Raw genomic sequence first — 15579 nt, 5'->3', positions numbered from 1 at the left:
GTTGTGGAGACCGGATTCTTTAGTGACCGGATTAACGTTTGTTACTGCTTGATCAGTTTCACAATTTTAACACGCTTATTATCAGGAGTCAGTACTTGCAGCAGATAGACACCTGGCGCCATATCCCTGTTGAAGTCTACACGGACAGGTTGTGAACCTTCCGGCAGTGCGATGCCTGCTTTCGCATACACCATTCTTCCTGTGAGATCAAATACTTTGATGGTCACATTCTGGGACTTGCCTGTGTTTTTCACCAGGAGGTTGACGAAGGAGCTAATCGGATTAGGATACACGCTTTCGACAAGGATCTCTTCACTGTTCTCCTTAGTAGGTTCGATTTTGCTTATAATACCGGCAGCGCTACGGTTTCTGTTGACAGCCATCATCACATTATCAGGTGTGATGCTATTGTCGGCTCCTGGTGTATTGTCTTTTGGATAAGCATTGATGACAAGTGCATTCAGGTAAGCATACTGGCCGTTAGGGGCGATGTAGATGACCACACGGATTTCACCATCACTGTTAGGTACTACATTGTCTATCTGTACGGTCTGGCTGGTGTTGTTCAGCGCGTTGAGTGTTACCACTTTGCCATTGATGCTGTAGGCACTGATCCTGTCGCCTCCGCCGGCACGGCTGCCGAAGAATACGAAGGAGTAAGCCATAGACTGGTTCAGACCGGAGAAAGTAAGCTGGGCGGTATCTCCTTTGTCGATGTAGTAGGAGGCGGCCATTACATTGTCCGGATAGATGCCGGAGTTGTTACCGGTTACCATACCATTGGGGTTGGTACCTGTAAAGTTCCGGTCTATGCTCATCACCATGCTGGTGTTGTTGCTGATTTCGTCTTTGATGTTAGTGAGCTTCTGGCCCTGGAAAGGCAGAGAGTTGGTATTGTTCCATGGTGCACCCTGTGGACTGGTTACATTGATGTTGATGTAAACAGAATGGCTATACGTAGATCCAGTGGCGATATTGCTGTAATCAGAGAATACCGTATTGGCTTTGGCTCTTACTTTATAATAGTAGCGGGTACTTTCACTGAGTCCGTTGTCTGTATAAGAGCTCACGGTTCCGCCTACAGTGGTAACCAGGCTGTAAGCACCATCGATACTGGTGGAGCGGTATATTTCCACGCCGGTGGCATTGCTGGCTTTGTTGGTCCAGCCCAGTTGGATGGTGTTCCTTGATTTACCGGTAGCGATCAGGCTTTCAGGAGACAGTGGTTGGCCATTGTCAACATAAGACTGTATCACCAGTGCATTCAGATAGGCGAAGAGAGAACCGGTGCCATTCTGAATGGTAAACTCGATAGTACCGGTATTGTCTGGGCTCAGGCCATTCAGTTGTACTGTTTTGTTGGTATTGCTGGATGCGTTTAAGGATACGGACTGTGTACCAACTGTATATATGGTTGTTCTGTTGTCAGTCACGTCTGCGCGGCTGGCGAAGAATACCAGGTTGTATTTTTTAGTGCCGGTAAGACCGGTGATCCTGATACGTCTGGCGGTAGTGCTCTGGTCGTAGAAGAAGGTGTTCATCACATTGTCCGGGAATACGCCGGAGTTGTTGCCGGTTACTGCCCCTACGTTGTTTGCGCCGGTGAGGGCGTCTATGAGGGTGATGGAAGCACCGGTAGCGACACCGGTTTCATCCAGCATGTTGGTGATGTTGCGATTCGCAATAGGCAGGCCGTTGAAGTTGTTCCACGGTGCGCCTTCCGGACTGAGCTGGTTGCAGTTGACGTAGATGGAAGTGATGTTTTTGTCTCTTACCGCAATGGTGAATGTCTGACTGGTGCTGCCACCGTGGTTGTCGGCTACGGTAACGGTTACACTGTATCTGCCAATGTTGGCGGCTGTAGGTGTAAGGGCTATGGTAGCGGTGCCATTGCCGGTGGTGGTCAGCGTCGCAAAAGGTGGTAAACCCGTAGCGCTGACAGTCAGGATATCTGAAGGATCATCAGTAGCGGTAACAGTGATGTTCTGTACATCATCTGTTTTCATCGACACATTACTCAATGTATTCAACACCGGGTTTCTGTTGGCCGCAACGATCACTACGGTATCTGTATACGGAGAATTACCATAGGCGTTGATTGCACGAACAGCATAGAAGTATTTGGTATTGGCCACTACGGTATTGTCCGTATAGGCGGTATCGTTAGCATTGGTCGGTGCTGGGTTCAGTGTCTGGTAGGTACCCAGTGAATCGGTTGACCGGGCTACTTCATAACCTGTTTCGTTATAAGCGGCATCAAACCAGGAGAGTCTTACGCCGGTAGGGATGTTTCTGGCGGCCAGTTGTTTTGGTTTGGCCGGAACGGTGCCATCATCGTATACGGCTTCTATCACCATTGCATTGATATAGGCGAAAGAAGAACCAGTGCCGGCCTGGAGGTCGACAGATACTTCACCATTCGAGTCAGCGGCTATACCTTTGATGACAACGGTATTGGTGGCGTTGTTGGAAGCATTGAGGGAAACAGTGGTACCATTGATGGTGTAGTTGGCGGTACGGTTATCTGTTACACCGCTGCGGCTTCCGAAGAAGGTGAAGTTGTATTTGAAGGCAGCCTTGAGACCGGTTACCTTGAATGTTTGTTTGACGGTATTGGTCCAGTAGGAGCTGGCCATTACATTATCAGGGTATATGCCGGAGTTATTACCTGGGCGTACACCGGCATTGTTGGCGTTGCTGCCACCGTTGACGGTTTGCCATGGTGTCATAACCTTCAGAGAGATACCGGTGTTGTTACCGTTCTGATCTGTGAAGGGGCCGAAGATATCATTCTGGGTAACGGGTACCTTGTTGGTGTTGTTCCATGGAGCGGGTGCCTGGTTGGAGCCGTCGTTAAAGTTTACTCTTACGAAGTAGCCAGGGTTCACATCATTGATCACGATGGTGAAGTTTTTGGTGTCTTCACCGCCAACACCGTCTGATACCTTTACAGATACGGGGTAGGAGCCGGCATCGCTGTAACCGGGGGTCAGCGTGATCTGGGATGTTTTACCATTGGACACGGCTGTTGCAAAAGCAGGTAAGCCGGTATAGGTCCAGGTAAGGTTATCGGTACCGTTATCATTGGTTACGGCCACATTGATTTGTGAGGTCGTATTTTCATTGATGGTCAGGTTGGATACATTACCTAATACCGGTGCATAATTGGCATTTACAGTCAGTGAGAACACTTTGGTAGCAACGCCGTTGTGGTTGTCCTGTGCTTTCACGGTAATGCCGGGATAAGTGGCTTGTGCTGTAACCGGAGGATTGTTAAAGAGAATGGTACCAGTACCGTTGCCATTATCGGTGAAAGTGGCGAAAGAAGGCAGGTTGGTAGCGGTAAGGGTGATCGGGTCTCCGTCAGCATCAGTGGCTACTACATTTACAGACAGCTGGGTGTCATAATGCATGTAGCGGTCAGGCTGATTGTTGAGGACCGGAGCGTTGTTGAGTGTCTGTACATTCAGTTCGTTGCTGTAGGCAGAGTTTCCACCTACGTTCACTGCTCTTACCTTGTAGTAGTAAGTTACATTGGCAAAGAGGGCAGTATCTGTAAACATGCCATAAGTGCTGTCGCTACCGGGGATGGTCGCCTGCAGTTTGTACTGGCTGTTATTGCCAACAGAACGGTATACTTCAAAAGATGTTTCGTTGTTGGAGTTATCGTTCCATTTAATACTAATCTTATTGGAGAACACAGTGGCTGCTGTCAGTGCGGTAGGTGCTACCGGTGTTGTAGGCAATGCCAGGGTAGTGGCCTGCATATTGGGATTGGCCAGTGCAGAACTGGGGATTAGCTGTTTAGCAATGTTACTTCCATTGGGGCCTTTATAGCTGGCTGTCAGTGTAAATCCGCCACCACGCTGAAAATACGTGATATAGATTGCATGACGGCCGGCAGAAAGGGTTTTGGTACCGGATCTTTCGGTAGTACCCTGCAGGTAGTCGTTGTTGACTACTAACTTGGTATTGTCGAAACCATCGATATACAGCTTGCTACCATCATCGGAGGCGGTATAGAAGGTATAGGTACCGCTAACCGGGAGATTGATGTAGCCCGCAAATTTCAACGCAAAATTATTATCATGGTTACGAATATCCAGTGTGATATTGTCTACACTACCGCTCTTAACAGGGGTGATGCTGTTAAAGTCAGGCAGCTGGGTAATATCAGAGAATTCATAATAGTCGTACTGTAATCCACCGCCATCGGCCAGGCTGAAGCCGGAGTCGCCGTATTTGTTGATCGCTTTTACCTTGTAGTAATAGGTGGTTTGCGGTTGTAACAGGCTATCGGTATAAGCTGTTTGGGCGGCAGCTGTAGTGGCGATGATGTTAAAAGGTCCGCCAAGGCTTGTGCTGCGGTAGATTTCAAAACCTGTTTCGTTGGTACTGTTGTCGGTCCAGGTCAGATTGATTTTGTTATAGGAAGCAGCAGCAGCCTTTATCTGCGTAGGCGCAGCTGGAGTGTTGTTACTCGGAGGAGCGGGATCACTGAAGGCACTGGCAGGAATTTCCTGTCTGCTGCCGGTAACGCCGTTGATAGTAGATTGCCAGAAGAGCTGCATCACCTGTCCTCCACCTGCCTGGAAGAAAGTAGCGGAGAAAGGATAGGAGCCAGCAGTGAGGTAAATGCTGTTAGTCTTTGACTGTGGCGCATGCAGACCGTCATTATCTACCAGTGGTGTTGCAGTATAGCTGTAAGGGCCGATATATAGTCTGCTGCCATCATCGGAGTAAGTTTCGAAAGTATACGTACCGGTAGCAGGGATATTGATAAATCCTTCCCACAGGAATGCGTAGTTTTCGTTGGCATCACGCGCACTGATATCTGCAGTTGGAGTGACGCCTGTTTTTACGGGTGTTAAGGTACTGAAGTTGGGCAGTACGCTGAAGGCTCCGGTGTAGTATTTGTAGTTCAGGCCACTGTTTGCGGTTGAAGCAGACACCTGGTTGCTCGCTGGCGACTGATTACCGGTGAGGTCTCTTGCTTTAACCGTAAAGGCATACACCTGATTATAGACAAGGGAGTTAACGGTAAAGGAAGTCTGATCGCCGTTGACTGTATATGTTTTAACACCATTTACGTAGATGTCATATTTGGTAACACCCACATCATCTGTTGCTGCTGTCCAGGAAAGACTAACGGAAGTTCTCGTAGTACCTGTTACTTTCAGCGTGCCCGGTGCTGTAGGAGGATTGTTGTCTACCAGTGTGGTGGCGCTGGTTTCATTGCTTGCAACGGCAGCACCATTGTCGTTCACAGCTCTGATAACGAAGTAATAGGTTTTATTGGGATTTAAACCGCTGTTGGAGAAAGTAGTCACGCCCGAACCAGTAATACCCACCAGGGTATAAGGCCCGCCGGCAGCGCTACCGCGATACACTTCATAACCGGTTTCGCTGGTAGCAGGATTAGGGTTTCTGCTCCAATCAATGGTGATTTGTGTTTTGGAATCTGCTCTGGCAATGGCATTGGTGGCCGGGTCCGGAGCGGGTGTGCCACTGGCTTTGATGACTTTAAACGGAGCAGAGAAATTGCTGGAGCAGCCATATTGTTCTGTTACGGTTGCAATGTACAGGCCGGAGTCTCTAACGGTGAGCATTCTGTCTGTACCTAAAGTCGTGGCATCGGTGGCTTTTTTCCAGAGATAGGAAGTATAACCAGCCGGTAACTGCAGTACTACACTGTCTTTGCCGTCCAGTGCAGGAATAACTTTACTCATCAACCCATTCACGTTAATGTTTGGGGTGATAGTGGGGGTTTTTATTTTGATTTGTACCGGGATAGGAGACCAGGAGGTCCAGTTATTGCCATCTTTGATATGGGCATCATATACACCGGTAGTAGTAGCAACAATGGTATTGCTGTTGGCGCCAGGAATGATAACGCCGTCTTTACGCCATTCGTAAGCGTCGAAACCGGCAGTTACACCTATAGTAACGTTAATTGTATCTCCGGGGCAAAACTCTGTTCTGCCATAGAGTGGCCATGGGTTGGCTTTGTGTGCGCGGTTGGCAAAAGGGAAATAATCAGGCTCTCCCCATGCCTTGTACCATACACCATGTCCCCAGCCGTCATAAATTGTAAGCTTCATGTTGCCGCCAGCAGCTATCACTGCATTGTAAACGTTCTGTGTAACGCTGGGGTCGGGGTTGGTGTCAGTACCACCCTGGAAGTTCCAGATGGGGATTAATTTGAAGACATCGATATAATCTTTTAATGCCAGCGTAGAAGCGCTGATAGGAGCGGCGGCAGCCACCAGTTTGGGGTAACGGATCATAAAGTCCCAGGTGCCGGTACCACCACCGGAAAGGCCCTGTACCATAATACGGTATGGGTCGAGCTTTACCTCCGGAATCATGTAATTAACAATCAGATCTCTGATAGCATCAAACTGTACATTTCCGAAGAAACCACCCTGGTTTTGCGGATAGAGCAGAAAGCCATCAAAGGTACCGTTGTCAACAGCATTTTTGTGTAATTCACCACCATGGTACAACTGATATTCGTTATCATAGATAGTGCCTCTTTCTCCTACGCCATGCCAGAAGATGATCATGGGGTACTTTTTGCCATCGGATACACCTGGCTGGTAGGACTTCGGGAACTTTAAACGAAACTGCAAACCATTGTAGTAGTAACACTTGTAGGAGTCAGTGTTCCAGTTGAGGCGTTTGGTCCTGACCCACTTGCCCAGCACACCCCAGTTGGGAGGCGTAGGAGGAGCCGCCGGATTGTATTCCACAATGCTGTCGTTGGGATTTAATACGCCTGTCTGTGCCAAGACCGTATTGATTCCCATCACTAAGAGGAAAGTAAGGAGCGTGTAAAATTTATTCATAGCATTATTGTATCCGGTAATGAAATAATTTAATTAAGTCCGTAAGGTTACTGGCAGCACGTATTATGCTGTATGGTTTATAACAACACAGGACCCATTACACAGATCTTCCGCAGGATGTGATGGCTAAAAAATTAGGGTGATTTACTCCGGGGCTCTGCGTTTTATAACGCAACCTAGCATACTGTAAATAACCGCTCAGGCTTGTGATAGGAGATGGCTGGAAAAAGTTGACATGCTTCTCAGAGACTTTGGTACTGTGCTATTAGTAGCGTCTCTTAAAAAACTGGGTGCAAGATATAAAGAAAAAGTAATCACGTTCCCTGAAAATTTGTAAAGTGTATAAAATTGCCCGTGAAAATTCAGGATCGGCAAGTGAACGCAGAAATACCTGTTTTGAATTGTATTTTGGATAAAAATAAATTATTAATATTCGTAATTTATTAAGATGTCCTAACAGCATGAAAGAAAGCACTTAACATCCGACAAAATACTTACTGTATTTCCCGAAAACTTTTCTAGCTGCCATCAAAATGAGTACGGTAGGAACCAGTACAAACAGGTTACAGAGTGCCCAGGAAAACAAGTTGCCCGGCATCTCATGACCGTAAATCTTATAGCTTACAGAACGTTGTAACAACACAAAGAAGTAATGAACGAAGAATATTCCAAAACTAAGCGTAGCAAGGATATTGATCACCTTGGGCACATACCGTTCCAGTTTCCATAACCAGTAAATATAAAAGCAGGAGAAAAGAATTTTCTGTGTAAAATCTGCGGGATCATAATACCTGGCAGGTACATAAAAATTAACAGCCAGTGAGAGGAAAGACAACACTGTAATCGGCAGCCAGTACTTTTTGGCAAATTCCAGATAGCGGTCTTTATAGTGGCTCATGAACATACCAAACAGGTACACGAATAAAAAGTGGATCGCCATTCTGAAAGTATCGGCAAGGGCTGCACGTTGTACCAACACGGTAGAAACCACAAACAGCGGCAGCAGCACCCAGTACCAGCGCGGATGTCTGTCAATATAAATCAATATAGGCGCTCCCAGATAATACAAGGTGATCATCGGTATAAACCAAAACGGTTGCATGTGTGCACCGTGTAACAAATAATAACCAATCTGTTTCCACGCCGGAAAAGAAGCAAAATCCGGATATACATCCAGCGTATTACCGGGTACGTTACCGGATATAAGACGCGCCACAATAATAGGAATGGAAAGCAGAATATACGGGCAGATAACACCCTGTAACTTCTTTACCAGATAATCCTTGTACTCAAATTTTGCAGACAGGTGCTGGAAAAGATAACCTGCAATAAAGATGAACATCACCGTGGAATTCTGGAAGATGATGTTCAGTATTTTTTCCATCGGACTACCTTCTGCCCATTGCAACAATGGGTGGGCAGCTACTACATATAAGATGGCAATGCCCCTGAAATGATGGATGTAGTTCAGGAATGTTTTGGATTTGGGAGTTGATGCGGTTGCTGCAGGCGCGGGGTTGATACCGCCTGATGCGGGGATTATTTGCTGCATAGGTGAATTTCGTCTGTTCTTACCAATCCATAGCGTTCTATTTCCGCTTCGGTAAGCATGTCAGTAATCAGTATAAAATGAGTGTTGAAGCCCTGGGCACTGAGTCTTTGCTCGTAGTCCCGGCCATAAAAGCGAACATAGTTAGGGTCGCCGAATCTGCGGATACGTTCAGCCGGCTCCGTTAGTGTCAGATCTTCATCCGTCGTCGCAAGATCTTCCCGTACAGGCACCTGTATAATGGCTTTGCCACCGGGTTTCAGCACCCTGCGCATTTCCCGGAAAGCCTGGGCATCATCAGGAATACAGCTCAGTACATGACTGCAGAGGATAATGTCGTAGGTGTTGTCAGCTATGTCTTTCATATCGGTGATGTCCAGATAGATGGTGTCATCAGGATAAGTATTTTCATAGCTGTTCACAAACTTATCACCCGCTGTATATTGAATAGACGGATCTTTGCTAAGTCGCTTGTAATATATTTCTTCCGGGGCTACATGCAATACTTTCGCACCCGGAAAAAGAAAGTCGGGATGTTTTTCAAGGAACAGCCAGAAGGTACGGTCTCTCTCGTTGGACCTGCATCTGGGACACTGTGCCGGCCGGCGGTTGTATCCTATCTCCAGAAAGCGGGAGAACGTTCCTTTACAACAGGGACACGCTACTTTGTCTCCCTGATAATACATCCCCCGTAAGCTCAGATATACGGGCAGGGCCGTTTGTTTTAGCAGATTTTTTATGGCGCTCATTTGTTAAAAATGATGATGAAAATTCATATCCAATTTAGCCCAGGACTTCAGTCCTGGGACTACGTGTGGCTTTTTCCCATGCAGCTGGTTGTCGCTTCCGCATGAACCTGAAAAAGCCTTCATATATCGCTACGTTCATGAAAACAAAATAAAACGGAACATAAAATATCCGGACCTTCACCGACAACTTCGCCAATGTATATCCGGCCAGTGCCATCACATAAAACACTACCTGCGCCACCAGCAGCCACTCATACCATTCGCCGGCATTATTCATTACCAGCAGTATATTGGTGGCGAGTACCAACAGCAAACTCAGAGGGCACAAGGTCCATCTCAGCACCCGATGGGAAATATATTGGAAAGATAATACAGGGTAACGGAACACATTCAACAGCTCTTTCAATCTTACAATTGACTGAAAGCCGCCTGCACTGATCCGTACTTTTCGTTTATGCTCTTCCCGTATAGAGTGGGAGGGAGACTCCATCGCGTAAGCATCCGGTGCATAGGCAATACGATAACCCTCCTGATTGATCCGCAGTGAAATGATAAAGTCATCAAGTATCACGTCTTGTTCTACGGGGCGGTATAATTCAGTGCGGATAGAAAACAGTTCGCCTGCAGCACCTACTACTGTATATAAAGAAGCATCCAGTTTTTTCAGTGCAGATTCATATTTCCAGTAGATGCCTTCTGTGGCTGCTGCGCCAGCAGTGCCGAAAGGACGTACCTTTTTTTCTCCGGCTACGCCGCCTGTTTGCTCGTCGCGGTAGTGATGAATAATATTGCGGATGGCATCGCTGTTTAATAATGTGTTGGCATCGCAGAAGATGACATAAGGAGTGGTAATGGAACGCATCGCCCTGTTGATGGCGGCTGTTTTTCCTTTGCGCTCCTGCTCGTGCATCAGCCTGATCCTGCCGTATTTCTGCACGATGTCCGGCGTACCATCTGTAGAACCGTCAGTAATAAATAAGATGTCGAGTTTATCTATTGGATAATCCAGCGCCAGCGTATTCCATATTTTTTCTTCTATAAAAGTCGCTTCATTATACGCGGCCACTATCAGTGTGACCGCAGGCGAATAATCTCCGGGGCTGTCGTCACTGGATAAGTTATTGCTTTTCTTAAACCGGAGCAATAGCCATACCAGTATGGCATACCCTATATAACTATAGAACAAAATGAATAGGGAAAAGAAGAGTACTGCTTTGAGAAAAACCATGAATTTCCGGGATTAATTTCGCTGCCAAATTAATTAACTATTATAATTCAACAGGTAAAAGCAGGTACATGTACCGGGGATATTTTATCATTCACTCTGGAAATCACAACTTTCACGAGGAATTTTATATCACATACAAATTTGAAAATATTACGAAATGATTGTTTATATACTTTTACGCCGGATTGCAATTTTGACCTGCTGAAAAATGTCCGGTTAAAATGATAGTCAAAGAGTATTATGCCAATTTTTTTGTACTATCAGGAATAATGGATAATTTTATCTCGTATTCCAAACTGCAGCCAACAACCATCTCCTCTGAAATTCTTGATGCCATTTTCACCCGGAATGAAAACCCCGTCGTCTATAAATGGATAACATTTATCGATATACGAAATATTCTGTTGGTGACTTTATAACCTTATCCTCCTGGAAGATCAAAAGATGATCATGCACTACTGATGAAGTGGTAATTGTGGTCGCGGAATTAATCTTTTATTTTCTAAAACGGAGTTAAATGAAGAAAACAATTTTAGTAGTAGATGACAGTGCACCAATGCGATATTTGTTAGAGGCGATGCTTGGACAGCGGTACAAAGTTTATTCTGCCATTGATGGCCTCACTGCCAGCAAATGGCTCTCTGCCGGTAATGTACCGGATGTTATTGTATCTGATATACAGATGCCCAATATGGATGGAATGGAGTTTACTAAAAACCTTTCTTCCAACCTGCTGTACAGCGATATCCCCGTAATATTACTCACAGCTATGCAGCTGGATGAGGTGACATTGTACCCCAATGTAGTAGAGATCATGAGCAAACCTTTTGATCCACTGAAGCTGCTCAGTCTCATCGAAAAGCAACTGATCGTTTCTCCAACCGTGATTGTTGCTGAATAATCCAGGGAAACCAGAACATACATACTTTATTGTAAGCATATAAACCGAAACACATGATATCCAATCTACCCATTCAATTAACAGTGGAGAAAAAGAAAAAAAGTGGGAAGGTGATAGAATTACCGGGAACTGCAAACACTTTCGTACTGTGCATAGGAGCTGGCAACTTTATGAATCGTGTAGTAGATGGTAAGGATAAATGGATCATTAATGCAGAAACTACCCAAATAGCCAAAAAAGTGCTCAGGGAAAGACTGCGGCTGAAACTGAAACCAGAATTCATTATCTGTAACATCAGCGGTAATAACTTTGACCTGATCGACTTCAGACAGTTTCTGCAGGATACCAAAGGGTGTGAAGATATCCCCTTGTTTGTTTACACCGATTTTCTGACAGTGGAAGTTCGCTGGGAATTACAGAAGACTGGCGGCATAGATGATCTGATCACTGCTTCTATTACCCCGGAAGCCTTTGCAGAAAAACTGAAAACTGCCCGCAGGATCAGAGAGCTGTCTAAAAAAGCATCCACTAACTCGGCGAGTCTGCGTCGGTCATCAAAATATTATATCAATTATTTCTTCAAACGGACCCTCGATATCGCAGTGGCCGGAACCGCCCTGCTGTTGTTAAGCCCTGTCTTTTTGCTGGTAGCCATCCTTATCAGGCTGGAATCCAAAGGCCCCATCTTTTATATATCACACCGCGCAGGTAACGGATACAAGATCTTTGATTTCTACAAGTTCCGCACCATGGTGGTGAATGCAGATAAACTGGTATCTCAGTTATCACATCTGAACCAATACGATGCTACAGGTAAAGATCCTGTATTCTTTAAGGTAAGCAACGACCCCAGAGTTACACGCCTCGGTGCTTTCCTGAGAAATACCAGCCTCGACGAACTGCCGCAGCTGCTCAACGTAGTACTCGGACATATGTCGCTCGTAGGCAACAGACCCCTGCCTTTATATGAAGCCGCTACACTCACCACAGATGACTATGCAGGCCGTTTCCTCGCGCCGGCTGGTATCACTGGTCTGTGGCAGATCAAAAAACGCGGCCAGAAAAATATGAGCGTAAAGGAAAGGATCAACCTCGACATCAGCTATGCCGAAAACAATTCTGTATTGTATGATATGTGGATACTCGCCAATACCCCCAATGCATTAATACAAAAAGATAATGTCTAGCACAGACAGCCGGATAACACTATGGATACACAAAACAAGCAGGATACACCACTGGTTTCAATTATAGCACTCAACTATAATCAAACCACCGTTACGTGTGAATTCCTGGAATCAACAAAAAAACTCAACTACCGAAATTTCGAAACCATTGTGGTAGACAACGGCTCCACCGTTGATCCCACTGCACAAATAGAAGCAGGCAATTACCCTAATCTGAAACTTATACTGAGCCCCGTCAACCTGGGTTTTACAGGAGGCAACAATCTGGGTATCGAACAGGCCAAAGGAGATTATGTGTTTATCGTTAACAACGATACAGAAGTAACACCCGATCTGCTCGACCACCTGCTGGCACCTTTTAAAACAGATCCGTCCATCGGTGTAGTATGCCCTAAAATCCGCTTTTATCATCACCCCAATGTGATCCAGTACGCAGGCTTCCATCAGATGAACCTGCTCACCGGCCGCACCTGGGCGGTGGGTAGCAAAGAAGAAGATAATGGTCAGCATAACACTTCCGGACCTACCTGGTGCGCACATGGCGCAGCCATGATGGTTAAAAGGGAAGTGATCGAAAAAGTAGGCCGCTTCGCGGATAAGTTTTTTATCTATTATGAAGAATCAGACTGGTCGGCCCGTATACTGAAAGCCGGCTATAAGATATATTATAATGCCGATGGACTGATTTTTCATAAGGAGTCCATCACAATGGGAAAGGAAAGTGCGATCAAGGTATATTATCATACGCGCAACCGTATTCTGTACATGCGCAGGAATACCAACAAACTGCAGCTGACTGCATTTCTGTTGTTCTTCAGTTTCCTCACCTTCCCCAAATCCGTTGGTACCTATCTGCTGAAAGGCCAGTTCCAACATCTGAAGTCTTTCCTGAAAGGAGTTAGCTGGAATCTGACTACATCAAGTTATTCACCCGTTTAAAAAAATTTAGTATGTCAACTATAAGATCACTCGTTACCGGTGGTGCCGGATTTATTGGTTCACATGTTGTAAAGCACTGCCTGGCACTCGGTCATGAAGTCGTAGTATTGGACGATCTGAGCGGGGGATTTGAAGATCATATTCCCGAAGGAGCTGTTTTCGTACAGGGATCAGTGTATGATGAGCAGCTGGTAGCCAGCCTTTTCGAAGAGTATCGTTTTACTTACGTGTACCATCTCGCGGCCTATGCAGCAGAAGGACTTTCTCACTTCATCCGTCGCTTCAATTATAATAATAACCTGGTAGGTAGTATCAACCTCATTAATGAATCCATTAAACACAAAGTGAAATGTTTTGTGTTTACATCTTCCATCGCGGTGTATGGCGCAGGCCAGCTGCCAATGCGGGAAGACATGGTGCCGATGCCGGAAGATCCGTACGGTGTATCTAAATATGCAGTGGAACTGGACCTGAAAGCAGCCCATGAAATGTTCGGTTTGAACTATGTAGTATTCCGTCCGCACAATGTGTATGGTGAAAACCAGAACATCGGCGATAAATACCGTAACGTGATCGGTATCTTCATGAACCAGATCATGCAGGGTCAGCAGCTGACCATCTTCGGTGACGGAGAACAGACCAGGGCTTTCAGTTATATTGATGATGTGGCTATTCCGATTGCCAACAGTGTTGACATCCCGGCATCTTACAACCAGATATTCAACATTGGTGCAGACAAACCCTACACGGTTAATGAACTGGCAAAAGTAGTGGGTGACTGTTTTGGTGTAACCCCTGATATTAAATATCTCCAGGCCAGAAATGAAGTAATGCATGCCTATTCCGACCATACCAAAGCGCACAGTGTATTTGGCGATGGTTCAGGTGTGAGTCTGCAGGAAGGCATCAAACGGATGGCTGCCTGGGCACAGAAGGTAGGCGCGAGAAAGAGCAAAGAGTTTGAAAATATTGAGATCTACGAAAAACTGCCACAGGGTTGGGAAAGAAAACCTGAGGGCGCTTCTACAACTACCGCGTAATGCCTGGAGAGGGAAAAATAAAAGTCCTGCAGGCTATCCGTCAGGGACTGGTAGGAGGGGGTGAGTCTCACGTGCTCAGCCTGGTGGGAGCACTGGACAAAGATCGTTATGAACCGCTGGTGCTGTCGTTTACAGACGGCCCCATGATCACCCGGCTACGGGAGATGGGTATCCGCAATTTTGTGTTGCCCTCCCTGCGTGCATTTGATGTGTCTTGCTGGATGCGTGTGAAAGCATTAATAGAGAAAGAACAGATCGACCTCGTGCATGCACATGGATCCCGTGCTGCCAGCAACCTTTTCTTGCCGGCGAGAATGGCCGGCCGTCCTTTACTGTATACTATTCATGGCTGGTCTTTTCACGAAGACCAGTCATTTCTGCAAAAGCGGCTGCGTATATGGTCGGAGCAAATGCTGACCAGCGGCGCCCATGCTAATATCTCTGTTTCTGCCTCCAACAGAGACACCGGTGTAAAACATTTCAAACGTTTCAGGTCTACCGTTATCAATAATGGTATCGATCTGGACCTGTTCAACCCCGACCGGGAACTGCCGGATCTCCGCATAACACTGGGTATCCCGGCCCATCATACGGTTGTGGGCTACATCGCCCGGATCACTCATCAGAAGGATCCGCTGACGATGATACAGGCTTTCAGCCAGGTGCTGAAAACCGAAAGAGATATCACTTTGCTGGTGGTGGGAGAAGGAGATATGAAAGCCGAAATGGAAGCGCTGGCAGCTTCGCTGAACATAACAGACCGCGTACTTTTCCTGCCGTTCCGCCAGGATGTGCCGGCCCTGCTCAAAGCAGTGGATATTTATTGCCTGCCTTCCCTGTGGGAAGGACTGCCAATCGGATTACTGGAGGCAATGGCCATGCGTAAGGCGGTAGTAGTGACAGATGTAGACGGCTCCTGCGAAATAGTGCAGCACCGGAAAAACGGTCTGGTAATACCTGTTAAAGAGCCTGAAAAACTAGCTGCTGCCATCCTCGACCTGCATACCAATACCTCTCTTAGGGAGGAACTGCAGCATCGCGCTGCGGCTACTGTGGCGGGAAGTTATTCTGTACAGCAGATGGCCCGGCAGGTAGGTACTTTGTATGATAGAATTTTGAAAACTGGAAATTAACCGAA

9 protein-coding genes are annotated in these 15579 nt (G+C 46.4%); 5 read left to right on the top strand and 4 right to left on the bottom strand.

Annotated elements, in window-relative coordinates:
* Positions 1-41: 41 nt before the first annotated feature.
* The 4 genes from DF182_RS31230 to DF182_RS31215 form a co-directional block, all read right to left on the bottom strand.
* A complete protein-coding gene (locus DF182_RS31230) occupies positions 42-6848 on the bottom strand; it encodes a fibronectin type III domain-containing protein (protein ID WP_113619841.1) in 6807 nt (2268 codons plus the stop codon).
* A 475-nt stretch (positions 6849-7323) separates the two neighbouring features.
* The gene (locus DF182_RS31225; protein ID WP_113619840.1) at positions 7324-8400 is read right to left on the bottom strand and encodes an acyltransferase family protein; all 1077 of its coding nucleotides are present in this window, start codon (positions 8398-8400) and stop codon (positions 7324-7326) included.
* A complete protein-coding gene (locus DF182_RS31220) occupies positions 8388-9146 on the bottom strand; it encodes a methyltransferase domain-containing protein (protein ID WP_113619839.1) in 759 nt (252 codons plus the stop codon). The genes DF182_RS31225 and DF182_RS31220 overlap by 13 nt, the downstream gene beginning before the upstream one ends.
* A gap of 34 nt (positions 9147-9180) precedes the next feature.
* Positions 9181-10374 (bottom strand): glycosyltransferase family 2 protein, encoded by a 1194-nt coding sequence (locus DF182_RS31215; protein ID WP_113619838.1) that lies wholly within the window; start codon positions 10372-10374, stop codon positions 9181-9183.
* A 517-nt stretch (positions 10375-10891) separates the two neighbouring features.
* Here DF182_RS31215 and DF182_RS31205 point away from each other — a divergent pair.
* From DF182_RS31205 to DF182_RS31185, 5 genes are read left to right on the top strand one after another with little or no spacing between them, the layout of a single operon-like run.
* A complete protein-coding gene (locus DF182_RS31205; protein WP_113619836.1) occupies positions 10892-11275 on the top strand; it encodes a response regulator in 384 nt (127 codons plus the stop codon).
* 53 nt (positions 11276-11328) lie between these two features.
* The gene (locus DF182_RS31200) at positions 11329-12462 is read left to right on the top strand and encodes a sugar transferase (RefSeq protein WP_245957662.1); all 1134 of its coding nucleotides are present in this window, start codon (positions 11329-11331) and stop codon (positions 12460-12462) included.
* A 21-nt stretch (positions 12463-12483) separates the two neighbouring features.
* The gene (locus DF182_RS31195) at positions 12484-13401 is read left to right on the top strand and encodes a glycosyltransferase family 2 protein (protein ID WP_113619835.1); all 918 of its coding nucleotides are present in this window, start codon (positions 12484-12486) and stop codon (positions 13399-13401) included.
* Positions 13402-13412: 11 nt separating this feature from the next.
* Positions 13413-14441, top strand: a complete 1029-nt coding sequence (locus tag DF182_RS31190) for an NAD-dependent epimerase/dehydratase family protein (RefSeq protein ID WP_113619834.1) — start codon at positions 13413-13415, stop codon at positions 14439-14441.
* Entirely contained in the window at positions 14441-15574 is a 1134-nt protein-coding gene (locus DF182_RS31185) for a glycosyltransferase (protein ID WP_113619833.1), read from the top strand. The genes DF182_RS31190 and DF182_RS31185 overlap by 1 nt, the downstream gene beginning before the upstream one ends.
* Positions 15575-15579: the final 5 nt, after the last annotated feature.

It is taken from the genome of Chitinophaga flava, from assembly GCF_003308995.1.
Classification (GTDB): domain Bacteria; phylum Bacteroidota; class Bacteroidia; order Chitinophagales; family Chitinophagaceae; genus Chitinophaga; species Chitinophaga flava.
Note: the sequence above shows the minus strand (reverse complement) of the source record. Positions and strands in the feature narration are given on the sequence as shown.

Bases quoted from the DNA above. Each gene is read 5' to 3' on its own strand.
- DF182_RS31205 (WP_113619836.1), top strand. From the start codon at position 10,892: ATGAAGAAAACAATTTTAGTAGTAGATGACAGTGCACCAATGCGATAT.
- DF182_RS31190 (WP_113619834.1), top strand. From the start codon at position 13,413: ATGTCAACTATAAGATCACTCGTTACCGGTGGTGCCGGATTTATTGGT.
- DF182_RS31230 (WP_113619841.1), bottom strand. From the start codon at position 6,848: ATGAATAAATTTTACACGCTCCTTACTTTCCTCTTAGTGATGGGAATC.
- DF182_RS31215 (WP_113619838.1), bottom strand. From the start codon at position 10,374: ATGGTTTTTCTCAAAGCAGTACTCTTCTTTTCCCTATTCATTTTGTTC.
- DF182_RS31185 (WP_113619833.1), top strand. From the start codon at position 14,441: ATGCCTGGAGAGGGAAAAATAAAAGTCCTGCAGGCTATCCGTCAGGGA.
- DF182_RS31225 (WP_113619840.1), bottom strand. From the start codon at position 8,400: ATGCAGCAAATAATCCCCGCATCAGGCGGTATCAACCCCGCGCCTGCA.
- DF182_RS31195 (WP_113619835.1), top strand. From the start codon at position 12,484: ATGGATACACAAAACAAGCAGGATACACCACTGGTTTCAATTATAGCA.
- DF182_RS31200 (WP_245957662.1), top strand. From the start codon at position 11,329: ATGATATCCAATCTACCCATTCAATTAACAGTGGAGAAAAAGAAAAAA.
- DF182_RS31220 (WP_113619839.1), bottom strand. From the start codon at position 9,146: ATGAGCGCCATAAAAAATCTGCTAAAACAAACGGCCCTGCCCGTATAT.